Origin of the sequence: Streptomyces sp. NPDC049541, from assembly GCF_044465725.1 — a bacterium.
Classification (GTDB): domain Bacteria; phylum Actinomycetota; class Actinomycetes; order Streptomycetales; family Streptomycetaceae; genus Streptomyces.
This window is the reverse complement of the sequence record NZ_JBITLY010000001.1, coordinates 645,343-670,048: the sequence shown is the minus strand read 5'-3', so window position 1 is coordinate 670,048 and position 24,706 is coordinate 645,343. Positions and strand designations below refer to the sequence as shown.

Here is a 24,706-nt window from a genome sequence, read left to right as displayed (position 1 = left end):
TCGAGAGTGGGGGAGAGTGACGACAACGCCGCTGAGGGTCCCCCCACGCCCTTGAGGCAGTGGGGGAGTGCGTGCCAGGGCCCGCGACGCCGAGCTGATCCAAACGACGGGGCCTAGGGGGTGGGCTGCGTGGGTCGTGTGGCGAGTGCGGGTGCGTGGGGGCTTGTCGCGCCCACGCGGCGGAGCCGCACATCGACACAGCCCCACGCCCCTTGAAGACAGATCCGCGCATCCCTCAACGGACGTGGCCGCGGCGTTGACCGGGCGTTTGCCCGGTGTTTGCCGAGGTCCCGTGAACAGGCCCGGGTGGCACTGCGTACGGAAGGGCGGCGGGCCAAGCGGGTCCTGAGACCGATCCGCGTGCCTCCCCAGCGTGGCCCGCCGCCTTGTCACGGGCCATGCGCGGAAGGACCTTCGGGTGCAGCCGGACACCGTCGAGAACGTCATAGAAGGCACGGCACCCGAGGTCGAGCCGCCCTCCGCCCGGCGGGAGCGCCACCCGACCGCCGTACGCACCATCCGGTGGGCGGTCACCGTGCTCGCCGCCGTGCTCGTCCTCGGGGCGCTGCTGCTGCCGAACCGTCTGACCACGCTCGAGGCCGGACGGTGGCTCACGCGGATACCCGTGGAGGCCATCATCGGGGCGGCCGTCGCGCTGGCGTTGCCGCGGCGGCCCAGGCTGGTGGTGGCGGCGCTGTCGGGGGCGGCGCTCGGGGCGATGGTGGTCCTGAACCTGCTGGACATGGGGTTCGTGGAGTACCTGGGGCGGCCCTTCAACGTCGTACTGGACTGGGAGCTGCTGCCCGACGCGCAGTCGTACATCGCGGACTCGATGGGCAAGGCGGTGGAGGTCGGGGCGACCATCGGGGTCTTCGTGCTCATCTTCGTGGTCCTCGGCGTGATGGCGCTGGCGATGGTGCGGCTCAGCAACCTGCTCGCGCTGCACAAACAGATCGCGACCCGGGGGACCTTGGCCGCCGCCGTCGTCTGGGTCACCTGCTCCGCCCTGGGGCTGCAGATCGCCGGGGTTCCGCTGGCCTCCGACCGTACGGCCGGGGCAGTCGCCGTCCAGGCGGCCCGGGTACGGGACACCCTGCGGGACGAGGCGGAGTTCCAGAAGGTCGCCAAGGTCGACGAGTTCGGCAACACACCGCCCGGTCAGCTGGTGCCGGACCTGCGCGGCAAGGACATGATCTTCACCTTCATCGAGAGCTACGGCCGCAGCGCCATCGAGGACCCGGTCGAGGCGCCCGGCGTGGACAAGACGCTCGACGCCCGCACCAAGGCTCTCGCCAAGGCGGGCTTCCACGCCAAGAGCGGCTGGCTGACGTCCGCGACCTACGGCGGCAGCAGCTGGCTCGGGCATTCCACCACCATGTCGGGCCTGTGGATCAGCAACCAGCAGCGCTACCGCACGCTCATGGCGAGCGACCACATGAGCCTCACCGAGGCGTTCAAGAAGACGGGCGACTGGGACACGGTCGGCATCATGCCGGGCGTGCAGAAGAGCTGGCCGGAGTCGAAGTTCTACGGCCTGGACTCCTACCGCAACGCCTTCCAGATGGGCTACAAGGGCCCGAAGTTCAGCTGGTCGACCATGCCGGACCAGTACGCACTCCAGCAGTTCCAGAACCTGGAGCACGCCAAGAAGCGCAGCAAGCCCCTCATGTCGCTGGTCATCCTGACCTCCAGCCACCAGCCGTGGGCGCCGATCCCCAAGATGGTCCCCTGGGACGACCTGGGTGACGGCTCGGTCTTCAAGGCCATCCAGAAGGCAGGCAACAAGCCGTCCGACATCATCGCCAGCTCGCCCAGGTCCCAGGCGGAGTACGGCAAGTCGGTCCAGTACTCGGTGACCGCCCTCACCGAGTGGCTGGAGCGCTACGGCAACGACAACACCGTTCTGGTCTTCCTCGGCGACCACCAGCCCATCGCCCGCGTCAGCGGCAACCACGCCAGCCGTGACGTGCCGATCTCGATCGTCGCCAAGGACCCCAAGGTCCTCGACAAGATCGACAGCTGGGGCTGGTCGGACGGCCTGCGCCCGGCGCACAACGCCCCGGTCTGGAAGATGAGCGCGTTCCGCGACAAGTTCCTCATGGCATACGGCTCGACCCCGCACCCGAAGAAGAACTGAGGGGCAGGGCGGGGGCTCAGCCGCCGGAGGTGTCCAGCTCCGCGTCCTCGCCGATCCCCGCGCAGTCGTACGGGTCCTTCAGCCAGCCGTCCGGCAGGACCACCCGGTTGTTGCCGGACGTACGGCCGCGGGGGCCGTCGGCGCCGGCGGGCCAGGGCTGGTCGAGGTCCAACTCGTCGAGCCCCGCGCGGAGTTCGGCGAGGGACGACGTGATCGCGAGGCGCTTGCGCATCTCGCTGCCGACCGCGAAGCCCTTCAGATACCAGGCCACGTGCTTGCGGAAGTCGACGACGCCCTTGGACTCGTCGCCGATCCACTCGCCGAGGAGGGTGGCGTGCCGGACCATGATGTCGGCGACCTCACGGAGAGCGGGGCGCGCACTGCATCCATCAGTGCCTCCGGCACGGGCATCCGTACGCCCCTCGAAGGCCGCCACCAGGTCCGCGAACAGCCATGGACGCCCCAGGCAGCCGCGGCCGACGACCACCCCGTCGCAGCCCGTCTCCCGCACCATCCGCAGCGCGTCCTGGGCCGACCAGATGTCGCCGTTGCCCAGCACCGGAATCTCCGGCACGTGCTCCTTGAGCCGCGCGATCGCGTCCCAGTCCGCCGTGCCGCCGTAGTGCTGGGCGGCGGTGCGCCCGTGCAGGGCGATGGCCGTCACGCCCTCCTCGACGGCGATCCGGCCGGCGTCGAGGAAGGTGATGTGGTCGTCGTCGATGCCCTTGCGCATCTTCATCGTGACCGGGAGGTCGCCCGCGCCGGAGACCGCCTCGCGCAGGATGGCGCGCAGCAGGTTGCGCTTGTAGGGCAGGGCCGAGCCGCCGCCCTTGCGCGTCACCTTGGGGACCGGGCAGCCGAAGTTCAGGTCGATGTGGTCGGCGAGGTCCTCCTCCGCGATCATGCGGACGGCCTTGCCGACGGTGGCCGGGTCGACGCCGTACAGCTGGATGGAGCGCGGCTTCTCCGTCGCGTCGAACTGGATCAGCTGCATGGTCTTCTCGTTGCGCTCGACCAGCGCCCGGGTCGTGATCATCTCGCTCACGAACAGGCCCTTGCCGCCGCTGAACTCTCTGCACAGGGTGCGGAAGGGTGCGTTGGTGATTCCGGCCATCGGGGCCAGGACGACGGGCGGCTCGACGGTGTGCGGGCCGATCTGCAGCGGGGACACGGGCGTGGGCATTGGCCCATTGTCGCGCATCGGCAGTGATCATGTAGCAGCCGTCGGGGCGCGATCATGTAGCAGCCATTAGTTAGCAGCACTATTAGTTAGACACACTATCGATGCGAGCGTAGAGTGACACGCATGCCTGAGCTCAGCCACCGCCGACGCTTCCTGGTCCTCGCGATCTGCTGTATGAGCCTGCTGATCGTGAGCCTCGACGTCACCGCTCTGAACGTCGCCCTGCCGTCGATGCAGCGTGAACTGCACGCGAGCACCGCCGGGCTGCAGTGGACCATCGACGCGTACACGCTGGTCCTGGCCTCGCTGCTGATGCTCTCCGGCTCCACGGCCGACCGCATCGGCCGCAAGCGGGTCTTCATGGCGGGTCTGATCATCTTCACCGCGGGCTCGCTGCTGTGCTCCCTCGCCCCGAACCTCGACTCGCTCATCGCCTTCCGCATGATCCAGGCGGTGGGCGGTTCCATGCTCAACCCGGTCGCCATGTCGATCATCACCAACACCTTCACGCAGCCGGCCGAGCGCGCCCGTGCGATCGGCGTCTGGGGAGGTGTCGTCGGCATCTCCATGGCCGCCGGTCCGCTGGCCGGTGGGCTGCTGGTGGAGTCGGTCGGCTGGCGCTCGATCTTCTGGGTCAATCTGCCGGTGGGGCTCGCGGCCCTGCTGCTGACGCTGCGCTACGTTCCCGAGTCCCGCGCGCCCAAGGCCCGCCGCCCCGACCCGGTCGGCCAGCTCCTGGTGATCGCCCTGTTCGGCTCCCTGACGTACGCGATCATCGAGGCCCCGAACTCGGGCGCGGACTACGTGCTGCCCTTCGTCGCGGTCGCGCTGGCCGCACTTGCGGGGCTGCTCTGGTACGAGCCCCGTCGCGACGAACCGCTGATCGACCTGCGGTTCTTCCGGTCGGTGCCGTTCAGTGGGGCGACGGTGATCGCGATCAGCGCGTTCGCCGCGCTGGGCGGGTTCCTGTTCCTGTCGACGCTGTATCTGCAGAACGTGCGTGGGTACGACGCCCTGCACGCGGGGCTGTGGATGCTGCCGATGGCGGTGCCGACGTTCGTGTGCGCACCGCTGTCCGGGCGGTTGGTGGGGAGCAGGGGGCCGCGGCTGTCGCTGCTTGTCGCCGGCGCGGCGATCACGGCGAGCGGGGTGCTGTTCGCCGGGTTCGAGGCCGAGACGTCGAACGTGACGCTGTTCGTCGCCTACCTGCTGTTCGGCATCGGGTTCGGGTTCGTGAACGCGCCGATCACCAACACCGCGGTGTCGGGGATGCCTCGCGCCCAGGCGGGGGTTGCCGCCGCCGTTGCGTCCACCAGCCGGCAGCTCGGGCAGACGCTCGGCGTCGCTGTGGTGGGGGCGGTGCTGGCCTCCGGTGTGGGGGCCTCGTCGTACAGGGACGTGTTCGTCTCGGCTTCCGTGCCGGGGTGGTGGATTCTCACGGGGTGTGGGGTTGCCGTGCTCGGCCTTGGGGCGCTGAGCAGTGGGGGGTGGGCTCGGCGTAGTGCTGAGCGCGCCGCTGCGCAGCTTGACTCTGCTGAGGTGCGCCAAGCCGCGGGGGTCAGTGCGTAGTTCGGCGGGTGCGGGTGAGTGGGGGCTTGTCGCGCAGTTCCCCGCGCCCCTTGAAAGCCGCTGCACCCACGCCGGTTTCCCCGCGCCCCTAACGACCGCTCCGGCCACGCCGGCTTTCCCGCGTTCCTTAAAAGACGCTCCACCCACGCCACTTCCCCCGCGCCCCTAACGACCGCTCCAGCCACGCCAGCCTCCCCGCACCCCTTGAAAGCCGCCCCACCCACGCCAGTTCCCCGCGCCCCTCACGGGGCGCTCATCCTGCCCCTCGCTCAAGCCGAACCGCTCGTGGAAGCGTCGCAACGGCCCCGGCGCCCTTTAAAAAAGCCGTTGCACCTACGCCGGTCGAGTCGTGCCCTTCTTGAGGGCAATCTCATGGAGCCTCTCCAGCCGCAGTCTCGACTCCTCGTCCGCCGGGACATACGTCACCATCCGGGAGCCCAGTTCCGGGCCCAGCCACAGTTCGGACTGGTCCAGGACCACCCGGCCCACCAGGCGGTTGAGGAACTCCTTGCGTCTGCTGTGGGCGGCCACCACCTCGTGGCGCTCCCAGGCCTCGCAGAACTCCGGGTACTCGCGCAGGCGCTTGAGGAGCATCTTCCAGGCGGGTTCGGTGAGATGGCCGGCCATGGCGGCGCGCAGGCGGGCGGCCATCAGGCGGCGGGTGTCCTCCAGGTGCACGATCGAGTTGCGCCAGTCCTCGTTCGTGTAGGACAGCAGGATGCAGTTGCGGTCCTCGGACGGTACCGCCTCCAGGTCGCACAGCAGCAGGCCGAGGGTGCGGTTGTGGGCGAGGATGTCGTACCGGCTGTTCTGGACGCTGGCGGGGTACGGCTCCAGCTGCTCCAGCATGGCCCGCAGCGCGGGTGTCACCGACGGGCACATCAGGGCCGGGGTCGGGTCCACCGCGCCGGCCAGCTGGAAGAGGTGGGCGCGCTCGGTGGCGTCGAGCATCAGGGTGCGGGCGAGGGCGTCGAGGACCTGGACGGAGACCTGGATGTCACGGCCCTGTTCGAGCCAGGTGTACCAGGTGACGCCGACCGCGGAGAGCTGGGCGACCTCCTCACGGCGCAGACCGGGCGTACGGCGCCGGCGGCCGCGCGGGAGCCCCACCTCCTCCGGGGTGATGCGCTCACGGCGACTGCGCAGGAAGGCCGCCAGCTCATGGCGCCGCACCTCGGCGCCCGTGCCGTGCGAGCGCGGGGCCGCGGTCTCCCGGGTCGTCACCTGAGTCATCGTCGCCATGCCTCCAGCCTGCCGCCTCGTGGACACTGTTTCCAGGTGGTTCTTGTACCAGGATAAGGAGACTCTGGTACCAGCCTGGGAGGGGGCGCACGCTCAGGAGCGTGACCGAAACCATCGCTACACGCACCGTCCGCCCGCCGACCGCGCCACCCTCGCTCGGCGGCCTCGGACTCTTCACCGTGCTGCTGGCAGCGGCACTTCCTCTCATCGACTTCTTCATCGTCAATGTCGCCCTGCCGACCATCGGCAGGGATCTGCACGCGAGCGAGGCCGTCCTCGAACTCGTCGTCGCGGGGTACGGGCTCGCGTACGCCGTGCTGCTCGTCCTCGGCGGCCGCCTGGGCGATCTGTTCGGGCGGCGGCGGCTCTTCCTCGGCGGTGTGGCGGCCTTCGGGCTGACCTCGCTGGCCTGCGGGCTCGCCCCCAACGCCTGGGCCCTGGTCGCGGCTCGGGTCGCACAGGGCGCGGCGTCCGCCGCGATGCTGCCGCAGGTCCTCGCCACCATCCAGGCGGCGACCTCGGGACAGCGGCGGGCGAAGGCCATGGGCCTGTACGGCGCCACGGCCGGGCTGTCCATGGTGGCCGGGCAGATCCTCGGCGGGATCCTGGTGGCCGCCGACATCGCGGGCACCGGCTGGCGCTCGGTGTTCCTGGTGAACGTGCCCGTGGTGATCGCCGGCCTGGTCCTCGCGGCCCGTGCCGTCCCGGAGACCCGGTCCCAGCACCCGGAGCCGGTCGACGGTCCCGGCACCGTCCTGCTCACCGCCTCCCTCCTCGCGCTGCTGGCCCCGCTCACCGAGGGCCGTTCGGCGGGCTGGCCGCTGTGGACGTGGCTGTCGCTGGCGGCGTTCCCCTTCCTCGCGGGGGCGTTCTACGCGGTGGAGCGCCGGGCGGACCGCCGGGGCCGAACCCCGCTGGTCCCGCCCAGCCTGTTCGCCCTCACCTCGCTGCGCCGCGGACTGGTGATGATCGTGCCGTTCGGCGTCGGCTTCAGCGGCTTCATGTTCGTCGTCGCGGTGGCGCTGCAGCGGGGCGCGGGGCTCGGGCCCGTCCCGGCGGGGCTGGCGCTCGCGCCGATGGCCGTCGTCTTCTTCTTCGTCTCGCTCGCCGGGCCGCGGCTGGTCGCCCGGTACGGCACCCGGGTGGTGACCGCCGGTGCGCTGCTCCAGGGGGCGGGCGTGGGCCTGATGGCGCTGGCCGCCTGGCGGTCCTGGCCGGACCTCGGCTTCGTCGAACTGCTCCCCGGAGCGGCTCTCGCCGGCGCCGGTCAGGCGCTCCAACTCCCCATCATCTTCCGGGTGGTGCTGTCCGAGGTGGAACCCGCGAGGGCCGGTGTCGGCAGCGGCGTGATGATGACGACCCAGCAGTCCTCCCTGGCCCTCGGGGTGGCGGCCCTGGGCACCCTCTTCCTGTCCCTGGTCCCGGGGCTGGGCATGCGGGACGCCCTGGTCACCACGCTGCTGACCCAGTTGGGCTGCGTGGTCCTGACCGGCCTGCTCAGCCTGCGCCTGCCGCGCACCATCGGCTGACGCCCGCGCGATCCTGTGTGGAATCGGCCACGGCTTGGTCAACTCGCCGTGCGGAAGTCCCTGTTGATGTTGGTCTTGCTGCACACTCCTGTGCCGGAGGCGAGACATCATGCTGGAGATCAACACGAGCAAGGTGAGCCGCTGGGACCAGCACGGGCGCGAGCACGTCGTCCGAGTGCAGCGCAAGGGCGCGCAGCGCACGATCAGATGTGACACGTGCGGCTGGCGCAAGGGCGCGCAGTTCCTGCCCTGGCTGAAGGCGGAGGAGCATCTGGCCCAGGAGCACCAGGCGACGGTGGATCCGGCGGGGGCGTCGGAGGCGTAGGGCTCCTGGGAGCGAGCGGCCCGATGACTTTCCGCCGTCCCGGCAGTCGTACCCAGGACGACCGCCCCCACCGGAAGGCCGACCGATGAGCGCTCTGTACGACACCCTGCGACGGCACGTCGACGACGGCTCCGTGCCGGGCGCCGTCGCCCTGGTGGCCCGCGGCGACGACGTCGAGGTGGTGACCGTCGGCTCGGTGGACACCGAGGGCACCGCCCCGATGGCCAGGGACTCCCTCTTCCGTATCGCCTCCATCACCAAGCCGATCACGGCGGCGGCGGTGCTGATGCTGGTGGAGGACGGGCTGCTCGGCCTGGACTCACCCGTCGAGGAGTGGCTGCCGGAACTGGCCGGACCGGTCGTGGTCCGCACCCCCGGCGCGCCCGTCGAGGACGTGGTCCCGGCGGCCCGCCCGATCACCGTCGAGGACCTGCTCAGCTCCCGCACCGGCTGGGGCTTCCCCGCCGACTTCTCGCTCCCCGCCGTGCAGTCCCTGTTCACGGTCCAGAAGGACGGCCGGAGCCTCCAGGGCTGGCCGGACCACGACACCTGGCTGCGCCTCCTCGCCCAGGTGCCGATGCTCCACCAGCCGGGAGAGGCCTGGCTCTACGGCACCTCGTCCGATCTGCAGGGCATCCTGATCGCCCGGGCATCAGGCCGTACGCTCCCCGGATTCCTCGCGGAACGGATCTTCGAACCGCTGGGCATGCGCGACACGGCGTTCGAGGTCCCGTCGTCGAAACGGCACCGCTTCACCTCGTCGTACGCCCCGGCCGAGGACGGCACCCTCCAGCTGGTGGACGCCCCGGACGGCGACTGGAGCCGCGTCCCGCGCTTCCACTCGGGCGGCGGGGGCCTCGTCTCCACGGCCGACGACTGGCTCGCCTTCGCTCGCATGCTGCTGAACTCCGGCGGAGGCCTCCTCTCCCCCACCTCGGTCAGCCGCATGACCACCAACCACCTCACGGCCGCACAGCGGGACGCCGTCCCCCTCTTCCTGGAGGGCCAGGGCTGGGGCTACGGCGGCCAGGTCGACGTCACCCCCGCAGACCCCTGGAACGTCCCCGGCCGCTACGGCTGGGTCGGCGGCACCGGCACGACGGCCCACATCATCCCGCCGACGGGAACGGTCACGATCCTGCTCACCCAGGCGTCGATGACAAACCCGACACCGACACCGGTGATGCGGGACTTCTGGCGGTGCGTGGCACGAGGCTGACGCCTGCCCGGGGTTCAGGCGGGGGCGGCGCCAGGCAGGGCGAGCGACGTCCCCTCCGGTGCAACCGCGCCCCAAAGGGGCGCGGGGCTGTACTGAATTTACGGCTTCCGCCGCGCGAGCGCGACCAGCCGCAACGAACCCGCAGGCGACCGACGACCCGTCAACGGCACATCCGCCATGGAGGGCGCTCAGCGCCGCAGCCCCCGCACCAACAGATCCACCACCGCCTCGAACTCCCCCTCCGCCCCGGGCCGTTCCCACTCCTTGGCGTAACCAGGGTCATGGAAGCGACCGGTGGCCTGAAACAGGGCGCGCGCGGCAGTCACCGGGTCCGCGACAGCGAAAACCCCTGCTTCGACCCCCGCCCGCACGATCTGCGTCAGCTGGCCGGTCAGCTCGGCGACATGCCCGCTGACCACCTCCCCCGCCTCACCGGCCAGGACCGAGTACGTGGCGAACAGCTCGGGATCCCCGCCCGCCTTGCGGCGCTTGGCCGCGAAGAGCGCCGCGAGCCACTCCCGCACCCGCGCCTCCGGATCCCGCTCCGCGTCCGCGGCGATGCCCGCCAGCTCCTGGGTCGCACGGTCCAGCCACCGCTTGGTCACCGCCTCCCGCAGCGCCGCCTTCGTACGGAAGTGGCGGTAGACGCTGCCGTGGCTGACGCCGAGCGCGCGGGCCACGTCGACCACGGTGGCCTTGGCCGGGCCATGGCGGCGCAGCACCTCCTCGGTCGCCTCGAGGATGCGCTCGGCGGTCAGGGTCTCGCTGGTGGCAGGCATGGCTAGACGGTACCCGGCACGGTGATCAGCGCTCGCTGTCGAGCATGGCCATCTGGGCGGGGGCGTACCGCTCCCCGGCCGCCGCTTCGGCCGGTACGGCGGCCTCGACGGCGGCGAGGTCTGCCGCGTCCAGGTTCACGTCCAGGGCGCCCAGCGCCTCGCCGAGCCGCTCGCGGGTCTTGGCGCCGATCAGCGGCACGATGTCCGTGTGGTGCCGCGGGCCCTGCGACAGCACCCAGGCGATGGCGATCTGCGCGACGGACACGCCCTTCTGCTCGGCGATCTTGCGCAGCGACTCGACCAGCGTGAGGTTGTGCTGGAGGTTGTCGCCCTGGAAGCGGGGCGAGTGGGCGCGGAAGTCGTTCGCGGCGAACCCCTGGCCGGCCGTGACATGGCCGGAGATCAGCCCGCGGGAGAGCACGCCGTACGCGGTGACCGCGATGCCCAGTTCGCTCAGGGTGGGGAGTATCTCCCGCTCGGGGCTCCGGGAGATCAGCGCGTACTCGATCTGGAGGTCGGCGATCGGGGCGGTGGCGGCGGCCCGGCGGATGGTGTCCGCGCCGACCTCGCTGAGGCCGATGTGGCGCACGTACCCCTTCTCGACCAGTTCCGCGATGGCACCGACGGTCTCCTCGATCGGCACGTCCGGGTCGAGGCGGGCGGGGCGGTAGACGTCGATGTGGTCGACGCCGAGGCGCTGGAGGGAGTACGCGGCGGAGGTCTTCACGGCGGCCGGGCGTCCGTCGAAGCCGTACCAGTCGCCGTCCGGGCCACGCTGGGCGCCGAACTTCACGCTGAGCAGCGCGTTCTCCCGCAGGGCGGGCGGGGCGGTGCGCAGGGCCTCGCTGATCAGCAGTTCGTTGTGGCCCATGCCGTAGAAGTCGCCGGTGTCGAGCAGGGTCACGCCGGCTTCCAGGGCCGCGTGGATGGTGGCGATGGACTCGGCGCGGTCCGCCTCGCCGTACATGCCGGACATGCCCATGCAGCCGAGGCCGAGGGCGGAGACCTGGGGGCCGGTGGTTCCGAGGTTTCGGGTTCGCATCGTCATGCATCCCACCCTGACATGACAGCTGACAGATTTCAATATCTGTCATTCCAACTGGCACCTCTCACCTTCAGGCTGGTCCAGACCTATTGACGAGAGGTCTGGACCAGAGCACTGTCATGCCTACGACACCTCAAGACACCTCACCGATCCCCCACCGGGAGGCCCGATGCTCCGCCGCACCCTGGCCCTGCTCGCCACCGCGCTCGCGACCGCGGCCGTCACCCAGCTCCCCGCCCCCGCCGCCTCGGCCGCCGACACCTGCGCGGTCAGGTCGAGGCCCGCCGGAAAGGTCCTCCAGGGCTACTGGGAGAACTGGGACGGCTCCGCGAACGGCGTCCACCCGCCCTTCGGCTGGACCCCGATCACCGACTCCCGCATCGCCACGCACGGCTACAACGTGATCAACGCGGCCTTCCCGGTGATCCGTTCGGACGGAACGGCCCTCTGGGAGGACGGCATGGACTCGGGTGTGAAGGTGGCGACGCCCGCGGAGATGTGCGCGGCGAAGGCGTCCGGCCGGACGATCCTGCTGTCGATCGGCGGCGCGGCGGCCGGCATCGACCTCAGTTCGTCCGCGGTGGCCGACAGGTTCGTCTCGACGATCGTCCCGATCCTGAAGAAGTACAACTTCGACGGCATCGACATAGACATCGAGACGGGCCTGGTGGGCAGCGGGAACATCACCCAGCTCTCCACCTCCCAGGCCAACCTGATCCGCATCATCGACGGGATCCTGTCCCGGATGCCGTCGAACTTCGGCCTCACCATGGCCCCGGAGACGGCCTACGTCACCGGCGGCAGCATCACCTACGGCTCCATCTGGGGCGCGTACCTGCCGATCATCAAGAAGTACGCCGACAACGGCCGCCTGTGGTGGCTGAACATGCAGTACTACAACGGCAGCATGTACGGCTGCTCGGGCGACTCGTACCAGGCCGGCACGGTGGCGGGTTTCGTCGCCCAGACCGACTGCCTCAACAAGGGCCTGGTCGTGCAGGGCACGACGATCAAGGTGCCGTACGACAAACAGGCCCCCGGCCTCCCCGCCCAGCCGGGCGCCGGCGGCGGCTACATGTCGCCGTCCCTCGTCTCCCAGGCCTGGAAGCACTACGGCACCGCACTCAAGGGCCTGATGACCTGGTCGATCAACTGGGACGGCTCGAAGAACTGGACGTTCGGCGACAACGTGAAGGCACTGCAGGGCCGTTGAGCCCAGGCACGCCCCGGAGCCACTACCGCGCAGTCAGCGCCAACTTGGCCCCCAGCGCCACGAACGACCCCGCGAACCCCCGCCGCAGCCAGGTCATCACCCGCGGCCGCGAGGTGACGTGGCTGCGGACCGTCGCGGCGAGGATCCCGTACGCGGAAAAGACGACGAACGTCGCCAGCATGAACACGCCGCTCAGCCAGAGCATCCGCGGCAGCGCATGCGGCGCACCCGGGTCCACGAACTGCGGCAGGAACGCGAAGAAGAAGATCGTCAGCTTCGGGTTGAGGATGTTGATCAGCACGCCCCGCACGATCACGCGTCCCGCCGAGCCGGGGGCGGCCTCCTCGTCCACGACGATCGCCTCCTTGTCCCGCACCGTCGCCCACGCCATGTGGAGGAGGTAGGCGACACCGGCGTACTTGAGGACCTGGAAGGCCACCGAGCTCGCGTTGAGCAGCGCGGCGAGCCCGGTGACGGAGGCCAGCACATGCGGCACGATCCCGAGCGTGCAGGCGAAGGCCGCGACGACACTCGCGTGACGGCCGTGCGAAAGCCCGGCGGCCAGGGTGTAGACGACGCCGGTGCCGGGCGTGGCGACGACGACAAGGGTGGTGAGGAGAAAAGCGAGACTCATGGCGCCAGCCTGGCAACGCCGCGGCCCCCGATACAGGGCCGATGCGAGACCTGTATCGGGGGCCACTACGGGAGCTCTTCAGCCCGTCCGGCGTGTGAGGACGAGGCCCTCAAGGGCCGAGAGCGCGGGTCTGGGGGCGGCAGCCCCCGGAAACCTAGGCGCCGACGAGCCGCCCGGCCAGGTAGCCCTCGATCTGGTCGAGAGACACCCGCTCCTGCTTCATGGAGTCACGCTCACGCACCGTCACCGCATTGTCGTCCAGCGTGTCGAAGTCGACCGTCACGCAGTACGGGGTACCGATCTCGTCCTGGCGGCGGTAGCGGCGGCCGATGGCACCGGCGTCGTCGAACTCGATGTTCCAGTTCTGGCGCAGCGCCTGGGCGAGGCCCTTGGCCTTCGGGGACAGCTCGGGGTTGCGGGACAGCGGCAGCACCGCGACCTTCACGGGCGCGAGGCGGTGGTCCAGGCGCAGCACCGTGCGCTTCTCCATCTTGCCCTTGGCGTTGGGCGCCTCGTCCTCGACGTAGGCGTCGAGCAGGAAGGCCAGCATGGTGCGGCCGACACCGGCGGCGGGCTCGATGACGTACGGGGTGTAGCGCTCGCCGGCCTCCTGGTCGAAGAAGTGGAGATCCTGGCCGGAGGCCTTGGAGTGCGCGGTGAGGTCGTAGTCGGTGCGGTTGGCGACGCCCTCCAGCTCGCCCCACTCGCTGCCGCCGAACTGGAAGCGGTACTCGATGTCGGCGGTGCGCTTGGAGTAGTGGGAGAGCTTCTCCTGCGGGTGCTCGTACCACCGCATGTTCTCTTCACGCAGACCCAGGCCGGTGTACCAGTTCCACCGCTCCTGCATCCAGTACTCCTGCCACTTCTCGTCCTCGCCCGGCTTGACGAAGAACTCCATCTCCATCTGCTCGAACTCGCGGGTGCGGAAGATGAAGTTGCCGGGCGTGATCTCGTTGCGGAAGGACTTGCCCATCTGCGCGATGCCGAACGGCGGCTTCTTGCGCGCGGCGGTCTGCGTCAGGGCGAAGTTGGTGAAGATGCCCTGGGCGGTCTCCGGGCGCAGGTACGCGACGGAACCGGAGTCCTGGGTCGGGCCGAGGTGCGTGGAGAGCAGACCCGAGAACTGCTTGGGCTCGGTGAACTGGCCCTTCGTGCCGCAGTTCGGGCAGTTGATGTCGGCGAGGCCGTTCTCGGGGAGGCGGCCCTTCTTCTCCTCGTACGCCTCCTCCAGGTGGTCCGCGCGGTAGCGCTTGTGGCAGGAGGTGCACTCGGTCAGCGGGTCCGAGAAGGTGGCGACGTGACCGGAGGCCACCCAGACCTCGGGAGCCAGGATCACGGACGAGTCGATACCGACGACCTCCTCGCGCGACGTCACCATGTAGCGCCACCACTGGCGCTTGATGTTCTCCTTGAGCTCGACACCCAGGTGTCCGTAGTCCCAGGCGGCGCGCTGGCCGCCGTAGATCTCACTACAGGGGAAAACGAAGCCACGGCGCTTGCTCAGGCTGACGATGGTGTCGATCTTGTCGGCGGCCACGGTGCTCTCTTCATTACGACGACGGGCGAGGAAGCGAGACGCTTCAGAGCGAATGCTTCAGGGTACCGGCGGGGGCTCCCCCTCAATCAAATCGGTGCCCCTCAGATGTTTGTTGACAACGGTTTCCATATTTGTTGAAAATGACTGTCATGAACGTACGACGACGCCTCATATCCACCGCGGCCACGGCCGCGGTCGCCGCCCTCGGCCTGACCACCCTCTCCGCCTGCTCCAGTGAGAGCGCCGCCGCGGGCGACACCGGCAAGTTCGACGTCGTCGCGTCGTTCTACCCGCTGGAGTTCCTCGCCGAGCAGATCGGCGGGAACCATGTGCACGTCACCAACCTGACCCAGCCCGGGCAGGAGCCGCACGACCTGGAGATCAGCGCCCGGCAGACCGCGCAGCTCCAGGAGTCCGACGCGGTGCTCTACCTGAAGAACCTCCAGCCCGCCGTCGACGACGCGGTGGCCCAGTCCGAGGTCAAGACGAAGATCGACGCCGGCGCCCTCACCTCGCTGGAGAAGCACGGCAACGAGGTCGGCGGCCACGCGGCCTCCCACGACAGCTCCAAGAACGAGGAACTGGCCGGCCTCGACCCCCACATCTGGCTCGACCCGGTGAGGTACGCCCAGGTCGCCGAGGGCGTCGGCGCCGCCTTCGAGAAGGCCGACCCGAGCCACGCGGCCGACTACAGGAAGAACACCGCGGCCCTGGTCAAGAAGCTCGACGCGCTCAACACCCGGTTCAAGGACGGCCTTTCGGGGACCAGGTCCAAGGTCTTCATCACCACGCACGCCGCCTTCGGCTACCTCGCCGAGCGCTACGGCCTGACCGAGGAGGCCATCAACGGCCTCGACCCCGAGTCCGAGCCGAGCGCGGCCCGCGTGAAGGACCTTGAGAAGATGGCGAAGGCCGACGGCGTCACGACCGTGTTCTACGAGACGCTCGTCAGCGACAAGACCGCGAAGACCATCGCCGCCGACGCCGGACTGAAGACGGACGTCCTCGACCCGATCGAGGGCATCACGTCGAAGTCCCGCGGCAAGGACTACTTCTCGGTCCAGGAGGCCAACCTCAAGGCGCTGCAGACGGCCCTGGGATCCAAATGACGTTTACGGAGGACGACATGGGCGTGGGCGCTGCAGGTGAACCCGGCACGGAACCCGTCATAGCGATGCGCGGGGTCCGCGCCGACCTGGGCTCGCGCCCCGTCCTGCGCGGGATCGACCTCACCGTGGCACGCGGTGAGGTCGTCGCGCTGCTCGGCGCCAACGGCTCCGGCAAGTCGACCGCGATCCGCACGATCATCGGCCAGGTGCCGGTGAGCGCCGGCGCGATCGAGCTGTTCGGCACGGAGCGCAGGCGGTTCCGGGACTGGGCGCGGGTGGGGTACGTGCCGCAGCGCACGACCGCCGCGGGCGGCGTCCCGGCCACCGTCACCGAGATCGTGTCGTCGGGGCGGCTGTCCCGGGCCCGCTTCGGCGTGCTGCGCAAGGCGGACCACGCGGCCGTACGCCGGGCCCTGGAGCTGGTCGGCATGGCCGACAGGGCCAAGGACTCGGTGAACGCCCTTTCCGGCGGCCAGCACCAGCGTGTGCTGATCGCCCGTGCGCTCGCCGCGGAACCCGAGCTGCTGATCATGGACGAGCCGATGGCGGGCGTGGACCTGGCCAGCCAGGAGGTGCTCGCGCAGACGCTGCGGGAGCAGGTCACGGCCGGTACGACGGTGCTGCTCGTCCTGCACGAACTGGGGCCGCTGGAGCCCCTCATCGACCGCGCGGTGGTGCTCCGCGACGGCTGCGTCCTGCACGACGGCCCGCCCCCGCGAGCCGTCGGCCAGCACGCGCTGCCCGGCCACGACCACGTACACCCCCACGAACACACGCCCGTGCGCACCGGCCTGCTGAGCTGATGGATCGGTAATGGACTTTCTCGACTTCGCCTTCATGCAGCGGGCCCTGCTCGCCGCCGTCCTCGTCGGCATCACCGCCCCGGCGATCGGCATCTACCTCGTGCAGCGCCGCCAGGCCCTGATGGGCGACGGCATCGGCCATGTGGCGATGACCGGCGTCGGCCTCGGCTTCCTGCTCTCCACGTCCCCGGTCTGGATGGCGACCCTCACCTCCGTGCTCGGCGCGGTCCTGATGGAGCTGATCCGCTGGTACGGCCGCACCCGCGGCGACATCGCCCTCGCGATGCTCTTCTACGGCGGTATGGCCGGCGGCGTGATGTTCATCAACCTCGCGCCGGGCGGCTCCAACGCCAACCTGACCTCGTACCTCTTCGGCTCGCTGTCGACCGTGTCGGAGTCGGACGTGACGGCGATCTGCCTGCTCGCGGGCTTCGTGGTGCTGGTCACCCTCGGTCTGCGCCGGCAGCTCTTCGCGGTCAGCCAGGACGAGGAGTTCGCACGGGTGACGGGCCTTCCGGTGCGTGCCCTGAACCTCCTGACCGCCGTCACGGCGGCGGTGACGGTGACGGTCGCGATGCGGGTGGTGGGCCTGCTGCTGGTGAGTGCCCTGATGGTGGTGCCCGTGGCGGCGGCACAGCAGTTGAGCCGCAGCTTTGCGGCGACCTTCGCGATCGCGGTGGCGATCGGGGTGTCCGTGACCATCGGCGGCACGATCACGTCGTACTACCAGGACGTGCCGCCCGGCGCGACGATCGTGCTGCTGACCATCGCGGCCTTCCTGGCGCTGACCGCGCTGGCGGCCCCGCTGGCCCGCCGCCGCGCCCGCGCCGCAGCAGCCGCCCAGCCCGCCGGCGACCCGGCGGAGTGTGCAATTCCGGCCGCGCGTGCCCCCGAGGGGAAGGTCGGCGTCTGACTGCGCACAGGCCGGGCTGGCACAATGGCCCGGCAAGCGCAGACGTAGGAGGCGCGAGGAGCCGAAGGGGGCGCGCCGGTGTCGAGGGCGCGAGCGCGCGGAGGCCCGAAGGGCTGAGCACGGTCGCGGTCTCGACACCGGCACAAGGCGCCCCGCAGGCGACCGAGCCGAAAAGAGGAGGAACCGGTGACGACCGCTGGACCGCCCGTGAAGGGCCGCGCCACCCGGCAGCGTGCCGCTGTGGCGGCGGCGCTCGACGAGGTCGACGAGTTCCGCAGCGCGCAGGAGCTCCACGACATGCTCAAGCACAAGGGGGACTCGGTCGGCCTGACCACCGTCTACCGCACCCTCCAGAACCTCGCCGACGCCGGCGAGGTCGACGTCCTGCGCACCTCCGACGGCGAGTCCGTCTACCGCCGCTGCTCCACCGGTGAACACCACCACCACCTCGTGTGTCGCGTCTGCGGCAAGGCGGTCGAGGTCGAGGGTCCCGCGGTGGAGAAGTGGGCGGAGGCCATCGCGGCGGAGCACGGGTACGTCAACGTGGCGCACACGGTGGAGATCTTCGGCACCTGCGCGGAGTGCGCCTCCGCCGGGAACTGACGCTCAGACGCGGGTCAGGTTGCGGTCGAGGATCTCCCGCAGCCGGTCCGCGTCCGCGGGGTCCGCGAGGCCCCGCTTGGGCAGCACCGTGAAGCAGGTCGCGTTCTTGTCGTCGCTGTAGAGGACGAAGGCGTCCTTGGTCTCCCGATAGCGGGGTTGCGCGGCCCACTTGACCGACGTCGTGCTGTTGTCGGTCGTCGTCGTCAGCCCGGCGTCCGTCACCGTCGCACGGTACCTGCCGTTGCGAGCGGCGATCTTGAGGAACGCACGGGCCTGCAACCGCGGTACGAGGAACAGGAGACCCACGACCAGCGGCAGGTAGATCAGCGGAAACCAGTCGACGTGTCCCCCGGCGAGCGCACTCGCCACCGCGAAGAGGAAGGCCACGGCGATGAAGCCGAGCGCCCACCTCTGCAGCTTCCCCGCCCGGTTGAACCGCTTGCGCTCCCGCAGTGCCCCCGCGAAATCCCCCGCGACCGGCTGATATGCCAGCTCCACCACGCCCTGTTCGGCGTCCCGCCCCATGTCCATGACCATGGGGCGGGATCGTACAGGCGTTTTCCGGCCGGGAGATGAACGCTCTACGAGGTGGCCGGGCCGCCCTGCATGTCCCGTTCCATGGCGAGCAGTTCCTCGTTCGGGACGGCGCCGCCGAAGCGGCGGTCGCGGGAGGCGAACTCGACGCAGGCCCGCCACAGGTCGCGGCGGTCGAAGTCCGGCCACAGCACGTCCTGGAAGACCATCTCGGCGTAGGCGCTCTGCCAGAGCAGATAGTTGGAGGTGCGCTGTTCGCCGCTCGGCCGCAGGAACAGGTCCACGTCCGGCATGTCCGGGTAGTAGAGGTACTTGGCGAGGGTCTTCTCGGTGACCTTGGCGGGGTCGAGCCGCCCCGCCTTCACGTCCTCCGCCAGGGCCTGCGCGGCGTCGGCGATCTCCGCGCGACCGCCGTAGTTCATGCAGAAGTACAGCGTGAGCCTGTCATTGTCCTTGGTCTGCTCCTGCGCGACCTGGAGCTCCTTGGCGACCGACTTCCACAGCTTGGGCATCCGGCCCACCCAGCGCACCCGGATGCCCAGCTCGTCGAGCTGGTCGCGGGTCTTGCGGATGAAGTCCCGGTTGAAGTTCATGAGGAAGCGGACCTCATCGGGCGAGCGCTTCCAGTTCTCGGTGGAGAAGGCGTACAGGGAGATGTTGCCGACGCCCATCTCGACGGCGCCCTGCAGCACGTCCAGGACGCGCTCGGCGCCCACCTTGTGGCCCTCGGTGCGCGGCAGCCCGCGCTCCTTCGCCCACCGCCCGTTGCCGTCCATGACGATCGCCACGTGGTTCGGGACCAGCTCGCCCGGCAGCTTCGGCGCGCGGGCGCCGGACGGGTGCGGCTCCGGTGCCCTGTACTCGCGGCGCTGGCGTCCCAGGATCCCGCGTACGACCATGTGCTTCTCGTCTCCTCTTCGGCTTACTTCTCTACGTAACGCAGCGAGCGCAGCCCGCGTTCCAGATGCCAGTGCAGATAGGCGGACACCAGTCCGCTCCCCTCCCTGACGTACCGCGGCTCGCACGCGTCCGCGGTCTCCCAGTCTCCCGTAAGCAGCGCGCCCAGCAGTTCCAGGGTCTGCGGCGAGGGTACGACGCTGCCGGGCACCCGGCAGTCGACACAGACGGCTCCGCCGGAGGCCACCGAGAAGAACCGGTTCGGCCCCGGCATTCCGCACTTCGCGCAGTCGCTGAAGGTGGGGGCGTAGCCGTTGACGGCGAGGGAGCGCAGCAGGAAGGCGTCGAGGACGAGGTGCGGGGCGTGCTCGCCGCGGGCGAGGGTGCGCAGGGCGCCCACCAGCAGCAGGTACTGCTGCACCGCCGGCTCGCCCTCGTGGTCGGTGAACCGCTCGGCGGTCTCCAGCATGGCGGTCCCCGCGGTGTAGCGGGCGTAGTCGGCGACGATCCCGCCGCCGTACGGCGCGATGGTCTCGCTCTGCGTGCACAACGGCAGCCCGCGCCCGACCAGCTCACTCCCGCGCGCGAAGAACTGCACGTCGACATGGGAGAAGGGTTCGAGCCGGGCGCCGAACTTGGACTTGGTGCGCCGCACCCCACGTGCCACGGCCCGCACCCGGCCGTGCCCCCGGGTGAGCAGCGTGATGATCCGGTCCGCCTCCCCGAGCTTCTGGGTCCGCAGCACGATGCCGTCATCGCGAAACAGACTCATCGCCGGCCCCCGAAGGGTTCCGGTCGGCCGTCGTCGCGGAACAGACTCATGAGGTCCATTCTCGCGTACCGCCGGGCTCAGCGGGGACGGCCGGGGTGGCTGAGGGTGCCCCGGGGGCCGGGTTGCCTGCTCAAGGCACTTCCCCCCGGCTGCGGGCGTTGGCGTACGCGGTCGCCGCGCTCAGCCGCTCCGCCTGGGTGGCCCCGCGCACGGCGGCGGGATCGGCGTCCCACTCCCTGCCGCCCCCGTACGGTCTCAGTTGCACGTACGGCCCTTCGTGCCCCATGACGATTCCCACCTTTCCAGTTCGCGTGTCCACGACATGAGTCCCGACGGGCGGTTTCATTTCCTCTCCTTAACGACCGTAACGAACACGACTCATAATTGCGGGCACCGTGTTCGTTGCGCCTACAGCGTGCTCCCCTTTCCATTTGAGTTTCACGCTTTTCGTCTCCGGCGCAGGCCGCTGCCCCTACACTCGGCTGGAGTCTGTTCTCCACAAGTGCAGGCCAGGGAGAGGTGGTTGGGCCGTGGCCAACGCTTTGCACGCGTCACGGCTCGCAATCCGGGAGTTCGAGCAGACCTTTCGAAAAGCCTCAGCCCGAAATCGCGATGCGCATTGACCAGGCCCTGCAAAAACCGACGGTATTTTCGAGCGGTTGACGGAGTTCGACGGGGCGCGGGGCGCGCGACTGGCCGCCTATATGAAAAAAGCAGTCAGTCGGCCACCCGGCGCAGCCGGCGGCGGACGGTCCCCTGTTCCGGCTCGGGCTCGTGGTCGGGCTCCGTCGCCGCCCACAGCTCGTTGAACTGGCTGACGCGGTCCTCGACGTGCTCCCGCTTCATCCTCAGCATCGTCATGTCGGGGCGGACGTGGTTGTCCGGCCGGGTCTCGTAGCACAGCTCCCCGTCGAAGATGATGTAGTCCATCACCGTGCCGCCCGGATCCAGCTGCGACTGCACGCCTATACGCGCGTCAATGCCGTACCTGCGCTGGCGCGCGCAGAGTTGTTCGAGGGCTTCGGTGACCTCCTCCGGCTCGTCCACCAGGAACAGCCGCCGGACCTCCACACCGCGGGTCTTGATGGCCTTCTCCTGCGCGTTGAGATACCGCTTGGCGGGCTCGCTGGCCCAGAAGTCCCGGTCGACGGTGGTGCTCGTGGCGTAGAGGGTCTTCTTGACGCACAGGGCGAGGTCGATCAGCCACTCGTGGTTCTCGAACGAGGAGTCCGCTCTTCCGCTGATGAGGTCCTCCATCAGCTCGGCGAGACGTTTCAGCTCCTCCTCGGCGAAGCTCTTGACGATCCCTGGCGCCTCGTCACCGACCTGCGTGTACGCCTTGACCAGCCGGGTCACCTCCTCGGAGCGCAGCACGGAGCCGTCGACCTTGCTGAACAGCTCTGTCGCCTCGTTGATCTTGGCGAAGCTCTTTTCGACCGCGGTGCGCATCTCCGCGTGGTGGTTGGCCAGGCTCCGCTTCATGTCGTCGATGTGGTGGCGCTGGCTCTCCTCGACCACCTCGAGGCGCTCCCCGAAGTCCACGAGGTACTGGACGATCAGTGTGGCACTGCCGAGGACGATGGACGCCACCCACTGCCAGATGTCGTTGTTGTCGCCGTTCAGCAGGATGGTCAGCAGGAAGGCGCCGCCCGCCGCCGACGCAGTGATCAGGATCTTCCAGAACAGCTTGGGTATGCCCTGCCGCTGCGGCCCCGCTCCGTTGTCCCCGGGCCCTAACGTCGCTCCGCTCATGTCTCTCCCCCGTCGGGTATGTGGTGGGTGCCGCCCCTCAGCTCGTGCTCAGTGCCTGGTGCAGCAGCGGTATGGCCTGGACGGCCAGTTGGTCCCGGATGCGCTGGACCAGGTTCTGCCACTGGCGTGTGAACCCCGGTTCCCGCTCCAGCACTTCCCACAGGTGGACCAGCGAGCGGTCCACCTGCGCGTGCGGCATCCACAGATGCAGCAGATGGTCGACGGCCGGGCGCAGCGCCTGGACCACGGCCCGCCCGTCCGCCGCGGCGAGCCGACTGCTGTCCAGCATGTGCACCACCGTCGTCAAAAGCCAGTCGTGCAGCGCGAGGTCCTCGCACAGACCCGCGGCCGCGGAGACCGGTGTGTCCTCCGGCAGCCGCAGCTCCACGGTCCGCAGCCCGTTCTCGGCCAGGGTGAACCGCGTCAGTTCCGCCCGCTCGCCCGCCGGGGTCCGGCGGGCGACCCAACGCAGGTGTGTGCGGCGGGACTTGAAGGGAACCTTGCGATCGAGGAGCGGGTGGCGCAGCAGCCGCGTCAGCAGGGACTCGGCGATCATCCCCAGGTCGAGTTCGCCGCGCCCGGCGCCGCGCAGCACGCCTTCGGCGGTGGCCTGTTCGGGCAGCTTCCCGAACGGCTCGACCACCCCGGGCCGTACCAGGTAGTGCCCCCAGGGGCGGCGCGCGTCGGGACCCGTTGCCGGTGCGCCGAAGTACGCGGTGGACTGCAGCAGCCGGCCCTCGGTGAGCGCCACGCGGGTGGCCACCGTGCCGACGGCCCGGACCTTGGCGCCGTTGGAGGTGGGCAGCCGGCAGTCCACCCCGGTCAGCACCTCCGGGGACAGGGCGTACAGGTTGGGCCGCTCGGAGACCCGGACGGGTTCGTCGGCGCGCAGCCTGAGCAGCTGGGCGGCGGCCCTGCCGTCCAGCGCCTGGAAGGACGGCAGCAGACAGGTGCGCACCTCGCCACAGGCGAGGACCGGGCGCGCGGGCTGTCCGAGGGCCGTCGTCATGTCAGGGCCCCTCGCCGGCGAGGGCGCCCACGGGCTCCTCGTAGAAGACGTACGTCGCGCGCTGGGCGACCGCGGCCGGGACCGCGAGTCCCTCCCGGGCCGAGCGCTCGGCGACCTGCCTGAGCGCCCCGGAGTCGACCTCCGTCTGGTCGAGGATGAGCCGTACGGCGTCCTCGACGGCCAGGAAGCGGTTCGGCATCAGGGTGCAGGTGCGGTAGGCGCTGAAGGCCGCGGCCTGCGGGTTGAGCTGGAGCAGGGGCGGCAGCCGGTCCCAGTCCTGCGGGAAGTCCTCGCCGTTCCACTGGCGCGGGACGAGCACCGGCTCACCGAGGTGTCGTAGGAGTCCGAGTCTGGCCAGCTGCCATACGGCGGCCAGGAACGGGCAGGACCACAGCCGCCGGCCGTCCTTCTCGGACCACAGCTCGACGTCCATGAAGACGGAGTGGTTGCGGGCCGCCGTCTCCTGGGGCGGCTCCCAGCCCTTGACCTCGCCCAGGGCGGCGCGCTTCGTGGTGGGGGTGCGCTGTCCGTTGGCGAGCCAGCCGGTCTGGCTGACGGAAGGGCGGGAGCCGTAGCTGCCCGGCGGCGGCGACTCGACCAGGCGGTGCATGACGGACTCGGCGAGCTCGATCCGGTCGGCGACCGCGCAGCCCGACTCGCGGGCCAGGTAGTCGATGACCAGGCCGGCCTTCTCGGCCTCCTTGAGCACCAGCGGGACGAGTTCGGCGGGGGTGGAGAAGCGCGTGAAGTAGTCGTCGACGAGGAAACAGGTGCTGATACGGGGACGCTTGCCGCCGGTGCGGCGGGCGGCGGAGGCGCGTGCCGCGTCCACCCACAGCCGTACCTCGGCGAAGTGCTCCCGCAGTCGCTCGGGGCCCGCCTCGAAGTCCTCCATGTAGAGGTGGCCCAGCTCCAGGGAGAGGTGGGACAGCGGCACGGACTGGGTGCGGAGCTCCGCCGTGGTCTCCCGGAAGACGGCCTCTGTCACGCCTGCTCCCAGTACTTGTCGTCGGTGAGCCGGGCCGCCAGCTGGTTCAGCGCCCGCCAGGTCTCCATGTTGGCGATCTGGCTGTCCAGCACGTCCTCGTCGGTGATGAGCTGCTCACGCCACTGCAGGACCGGTTCGAGGGGAATGGAGCCGAGGACCTGGCTGTAGCCGATGCCGTGCGTGGAGGCGAGCTGCTTGAGGTCGCTGTCGGTCTTGCGCATCCACGCCGACTGGGTGGGCGAGACCTGCGACCACAGCGGCGACTCGGGATCGGGTACGGCGGCCCGGACGAAGCGGATGGCGCCGCGCAGCGCCTCCTCCTCGTGGCCGCGGTCGACACCGCCGGCGACGATGCCGCGCTCGCCGAAGACCAGGCTGGCGGCGGCCGCCACATGCTGGCGGGTCCAGCGGTGGAAGACCAGCCAGCGGGCGGTGATCTCCCGCATCTCGGGCTGTGCGGTGGCCTCCAGGGCCATGTCGACGGCATAGGAGCGGCCGGCGCTGAGGTCCACGACGACCAGGTCGAACTCGTAGTACAGCTTCATCAGCAGGTCGACGCAGAGCCGTACGTGGTCGCCGGTGGTGGCGAACTCGCCGCCGCTGACGTCGCCGGGCATCAGCACCAGCCGGCCGCAGCCGGGCGGCGGGTCGCGCAGCACCTGGTGCTCGGTGCTGGCCCAGACGTCGATGCGCTCCGGCTCGCCGACCTCCCCTATCAGATAGGAGTGCAGGCCGCGGTCCTCGACGGCCGCGCGGGCGTCGGCCACGTCGAAGACGGCCGAGGCGGTGGGCGAGCCGAAGTCGAAGTCCAGGTAGCACACGTCGTCCCCGGCCAGCGCGCGGTGGTAGGCGAGGTTGGCGCTGGTGACGGAGCGGCCCGTGCCCCCCTTGTCGGAGGCGGCGAAGATCAGCAC

Annotated in this window: 24 protein-coding genes; 10 read left to right on the top strand and 14 right to left on the bottom strand. The window is 70.1% G+C overall.

Going from position 1 to position 24,706, the window contains the following annotated elements:
- Window positions 1-418: 418 nt before the first annotated feature.
- Window positions 419-2,137, top strand: a complete 1,719-nt coding sequence (locus tag ACIBW9_RS03020) for a sulfatase-like hydrolase/transferase (protein WP_398950605.1) — start codon at window positions 419-421, stop codon at window positions 2,135-2,137.
- Window positions 2,138-2,153: 16 nt separating this feature from the next.
- Here the strand turns inward: ACIBW9_RS03020 and dusB are convergent, their stop codons facing one another.
- A complete protein-coding gene (dusB, locus tag ACIBW9_RS03015) occupies window positions 2,154-3,320 on the bottom strand; it encodes a tRNA dihydrouridine synthase DusB (RefSeq protein ID WP_398950603.1) in 1,167 nt (388 codons plus the stop codon).
- Between the two features lie 123 nt (window positions 3,321-3,443).
- Here dusB and ACIBW9_RS03010 point away from each other — a divergent pair, with 123 nt between their 5' ends.
- Window positions 3,444-4,889 carry an MFS transporter gene (locus tag ACIBW9_RS03010; protein WP_398950601.1) on the top strand — a complete coding sequence of 482 codons (1,446 nt, stop codon included), beginning with the start codon at window positions 3,444-3,446 and terminating at the stop codon, window positions 4,887-4,889.
- Between the two features lie 333 nt (window positions 4,890-5,222).
- Here the strand turns inward: ACIBW9_RS03010 and ACIBW9_RS03005 are convergent, their stop codons facing one another.
- A complete protein-coding gene (locus ACIBW9_RS03005) occupies window positions 5,223-6,131 on the bottom strand; it encodes a helix-turn-helix transcriptional regulator (protein ID WP_398950599.1) in 909 nt (302 codons plus the stop codon).
- A 101-nt stretch (window positions 6,132-6,232) separates the two neighbouring features.
- Here ACIBW9_RS03005 and ACIBW9_RS03000 point away from each other — a divergent pair, with 101 nt between their 5' ends.
- The 3 genes from ACIBW9_RS03000 (at window position 6,233) to ACIBW9_RS02990 (ending at window position 9,204) form a co-directional block, all read left to right on the top strand.
- Window positions 6,233-7,660 (top strand): MFS transporter, encoded by a 1,428-nt coding sequence (locus ACIBW9_RS03000; RefSeq protein ID WP_398950597.1) that lies wholly within the window; start codon window positions 6,233-6,235, stop codon window positions 7,658-7,660.
- Window positions 7,661-7,769: 109 nt separating this feature from the next.
- The gene (locus ACIBW9_RS02995; protein ID WP_398950595.1) at window positions 7,770-7,985 is read left to right on the top strand and encodes a hypothetical protein; all 216 of its coding nucleotides are present in this window, start codon (window positions 7,770-7,772) and stop codon (window positions 7,983-7,985) included.
- 85 nt (window positions 7,986-8,070) lie between these two features.
- Window positions 8,071-9,204: a serine hydrolase domain-containing protein gene (locus ACIBW9_RS02990; RefSeq protein WP_398950593.1), complete on the top strand. Its 1,134-nt coding sequence runs from the start codon at window positions 8,071-8,073 to the stop codon at window positions 9,202-9,204.
- 188 nt (window positions 9,205-9,392) lie between these two features.
- Here ACIBW9_RS02990 and ACIBW9_RS02985 read toward each other — a convergent pair whose 3' ends face one another.
- Both ACIBW9_RS02985 and ACIBW9_RS02980 read right to left on the bottom strand, forming a co-directional pair.
- Window positions 9,393-9,983 (bottom strand): TetR family transcriptional regulator, encoded by a 591-nt coding sequence (locus ACIBW9_RS02985; protein ID WP_398950591.1) that lies wholly within the window; start codon window positions 9,981-9,983, stop codon window positions 9,393-9,395.
- A 25-nt stretch (window positions 9,984-10,008) separates the two neighbouring features.
- Window positions 10,009-11,031: an aldo/keto reductase gene (locus ACIBW9_RS02980; RefSeq protein WP_398950589.1), complete on the bottom strand. Its 1,023-nt coding sequence runs from the start codon at window positions 11,029-11,031 to the stop codon at window positions 10,009-10,011.
- A gap of 166 nt (window positions 11,032-11,197) precedes the next feature.
- Here ACIBW9_RS02980 and ACIBW9_RS02975 point away from each other — a divergent pair, with 166 nt between their 5' ends.
- Complete coding sequence (locus tag ACIBW9_RS02975; RefSeq protein ID WP_398950587.1) at window positions 11,198-12,241, top strand: chitinase; 1,044 nt, start codon at window positions 11,198-11,200, stop codon at window positions 12,239-12,241.
- Window positions 12,242-12,263: 22 nt separating this feature from the next.
- On the opposite strand, the gene ACIBW9_RS02970 is transcribed toward ACIBW9_RS02975, so the two are convergent.
- Window positions 12,264-12,875: a LysE family translocator gene (locus ACIBW9_RS02970; protein WP_398950585.1), complete on the bottom strand. Its 612-nt coding sequence runs from the start codon at window positions 12,873-12,875 to the stop codon at window positions 12,264-12,266.
- A gap of 154 nt (window positions 12,876-13,029) precedes the next feature.
- Complete coding sequence (locus ACIBW9_RS02965) at window positions 13,030-14,412, bottom strand: glycine--tRNA ligase (RefSeq protein ID WP_115908288.1); 1,383 nt, start codon at window positions 14,410-14,412, stop codon at window positions 13,030-13,032.
- Window positions 14,413-14,561: 149 nt separating this feature from the next.
- Here ACIBW9_RS02965 and ACIBW9_RS02960 point away from each other — a divergent pair, with 149 nt between their 5' ends.
- From ACIBW9_RS02960 to ACIBW9_RS02945, 4 genes are all read left to right on the top strand, one after another.
- A complete protein-coding gene (locus tag ACIBW9_RS02960) occupies window positions 14,562-15,521 on the top strand; it encodes a metal ABC transporter substrate-binding protein (protein ID WP_398950582.1) in 960 nt (319 codons plus the stop codon).
- Window positions 15,522-15,538: 17 nt separating this feature from the next.
- Complete coding sequence (locus tag ACIBW9_RS02955; RefSeq protein WP_398950580.1) at window positions 15,539-16,324, top strand: metal ABC transporter ATP-binding protein; 786 nt, start codon at window positions 15,539-15,541, stop codon at window positions 16,322-16,324.
- A 10-nt stretch (window positions 16,325-16,334) separates the two neighbouring features.
- Window positions 16,335-17,237 carry a metal ABC transporter permease gene (locus ACIBW9_RS02950; protein ID WP_398950578.1) on the top strand — a complete coding sequence of 301 codons (903 nt, stop codon included), beginning with the start codon at window positions 16,335-16,337 and terminating at the stop codon, window positions 17,235-17,237.
- Window positions 17,238-17,423: 186 nt separating this feature from the next.
- Window positions 17,424-17,840: a Fur family transcriptional regulator gene (locus ACIBW9_RS02945; protein ID WP_398950576.1), complete on the top strand. Its 417-nt coding sequence runs from the start codon at window positions 17,424-17,426 to the stop codon at window positions 17,838-17,840.
- A gap of 3 nt (window positions 17,841-17,843) precedes the next feature.
- Here the strand turns inward: ACIBW9_RS02945 and ACIBW9_RS02940 are convergent, their stop codons facing one another.
- The 8 genes from ACIBW9_RS02940 to ACIBW9_RS02905 form a co-directional block, all read right to left on the bottom strand.
- Window positions 17,844-18,377 (bottom strand): YcxB family protein, encoded by a 534-nt coding sequence (locus ACIBW9_RS02940; protein ID WP_398950574.1) that lies wholly within the window; start codon window positions 18,375-18,377, stop codon window positions 17,844-17,846.
- Window positions 18,378-18,421: 44 nt separating this feature from the next.
- Window positions 18,422-19,273, bottom strand: coding sequence for an isoprenyl transferase (locus ACIBW9_RS02935; protein WP_398950572.1), 852 nt, complete (start codon window positions 19,271-19,273; stop codon window positions 18,422-18,424).
- Window positions 19,274-19,296: 23 nt separating this feature from the next.
- The gene (gene recO / locus ACIBW9_RS02930) at window positions 19,297-20,043 is read right to left on the bottom strand and encodes a DNA repair protein RecO (protein WP_344402374.1); all 747 of its coding nucleotides are present in this window, start codon (window positions 20,041-20,043) and stop codon (window positions 19,297-19,299) included.
- A 130-nt stretch (window positions 20,044-20,173) separates the two neighbouring features.
- On the bottom strand, window positions 20,174-20,389 hold the full coding sequence (locus ACIBW9_RS02925; RefSeq protein ID WP_030933991.1) for a hypothetical protein: 216 nt from the start codon (window positions 20,387-20,389) through the stop codon (window positions 20,174-20,176).
- Window positions 20,390-20,760: 371 nt separating this feature from the next.
- Entirely contained in the window at window positions 20,761-21,795 is a 1,035-nt protein-coding gene (locus ACIBW9_RS02920; protein WP_398950570.1) for a DUF6879 family protein, read from the bottom strand.
- Between the two features lie 37 nt (window positions 21,796-21,832).
- Entirely contained in the window at window positions 21,833-22,804 is a 972-nt protein-coding gene (locus ACIBW9_RS02915; protein WP_398950567.1) for an SCO2521 family protein, read from the bottom strand.
- A 1-nt stretch (window position 22,805) separates the two neighbouring features.
- Window positions 22,806-23,792, bottom strand: coding sequence for an SCO2522 family protein (locus ACIBW9_RS02910; RefSeq protein ID WP_398950565.1), 987 nt, complete (start codon window positions 23,790-23,792; stop codon window positions 22,806-22,808).
- A complete protein-coding gene (locus tag ACIBW9_RS02905) occupies window positions 23,789-24,706 on the bottom strand; it encodes an SCO2523 family variant P-loop protein (protein WP_398950563.1) in 918 nt (305 codons plus the stop codon). The genes ACIBW9_RS02910 and ACIBW9_RS02905 overlap by 4 nt, the downstream gene beginning before the upstream one ends.

Excerpts from the sequence above, each read along its gene's own strand:
- dusB (WP_398950603.1), bottom strand. The coding sequence starts at position 3,320 with ATGCCCACGCCCGTGTCCCCGCTGCAGATCGGCCCGCACACCGTCGAG.
- ACIBW9_RS03010 (WP_398950601.1), top strand. The coding sequence starts at position 3,444 with ATGCCTGAGCTCAGCCACCGCCGACGCTTCCTGGTCCTCGCGATCTGC.
- ACIBW9_RS03005 (WP_398950599.1), bottom strand. The coding sequence starts at position 6,131 with ATGGCGACGATGACTCAGGTGACGACCCGGGAGACCGCGGCCCCGCGC.
- ACIBW9_RS02995 (WP_398950595.1), top strand. The coding sequence starts at position 7,770 with ATGCTGGAGATCAACACGAGCAAGGTGAGCCGCTGGGACCAGCACGGG.
- ACIBW9_RS02990 (WP_398950593.1), top strand. The coding sequence starts at position 8,071 with ATGAGCGCTCTGTACGACACCCTGCGACGGCACGTCGACGACGGCTCC.
- ACIBW9_RS02985 (WP_398950591.1), bottom strand. The coding sequence starts at position 9,983 with ATGCCTGCCACCAGCGAGACCCTGACCGCCGAGCGCATCCTCGAGGCG.
- ACIBW9_RS02980 (WP_398950589.1), bottom strand. The coding sequence starts at position 11,031 with ATGACGATGCGAACCCGAAACCTCGGAACCACCGGCCCCCAGGTCTCC.
- ACIBW9_RS02975 (WP_398950587.1), top strand. The coding sequence starts at position 11,198 with ATGCTCCGCCGCACCCTGGCCCTGCTCGCCACCGCGCTCGCGACCGCG.
- ACIBW9_RS02970 (WP_398950585.1), bottom strand. The coding sequence starts at position 12,875 with ATGAGTCTCGCTTTTCTCCTCACCACCCTTGTCGTCGTCGCCACGCCC.
- ACIBW9_RS02960 (WP_398950582.1), top strand. The coding sequence starts at position 14,562 with ATGAACGTACGACGACGCCTCATATCCACCGCGGCCACGGCCGCGGTC.
- ACIBW9_RS02955 (WP_398950580.1), top strand. The coding sequence starts at position 15,539 with ATGGGCGTGGGCGCTGCAGGTGAACCCGGCACGGAACCCGTCATAGCG.
- ACIBW9_RS02950 (WP_398950578.1), top strand. The coding sequence starts at position 16,335 with ATGGACTTTCTCGACTTCGCCTTCATGCAGCGGGCCCTGCTCGCCGCC.
- ACIBW9_RS02940 (WP_398950574.1), bottom strand. The coding sequence starts at position 18,377 with ATGGTCATGGACATGGGGCGGGACGCCGAACAGGGCGTGGTGGAGCTG.
- ACIBW9_RS02935 (WP_398950572.1), bottom strand. The coding sequence starts at position 19,273 with ATGGTCGTACGCGGGATCCTGGGACGCCAGCGCCGCGAGTACAGGGCA.
- recO (WP_344402374.1), bottom strand. The coding sequence starts at position 20,043 with ATGAGTCTGTTTCGCGATGACGGCATCGTGCTGCGGACCCAGAAGCTC.
- ACIBW9_RS02925 (WP_030933991.1), bottom strand. The coding sequence starts at position 20,389 with ATGAAACCGCCCGTCGGGACTCATGTCGTGGACACGCGAACTGGAAAG.
- ACIBW9_RS02920 (WP_398950570.1), bottom strand. The coding sequence starts at position 21,795 with ATGAGCGGAGCGACGTTAGGGCCCGGGGACAACGGAGCGGGGCCGCAG.
- ACIBW9_RS02915 (WP_398950567.1), bottom strand. The coding sequence starts at position 22,804 with ATGACGACGGCCCTCGGACAGCCCGCGCGCCCGGTCCTCGCCTGTGGC.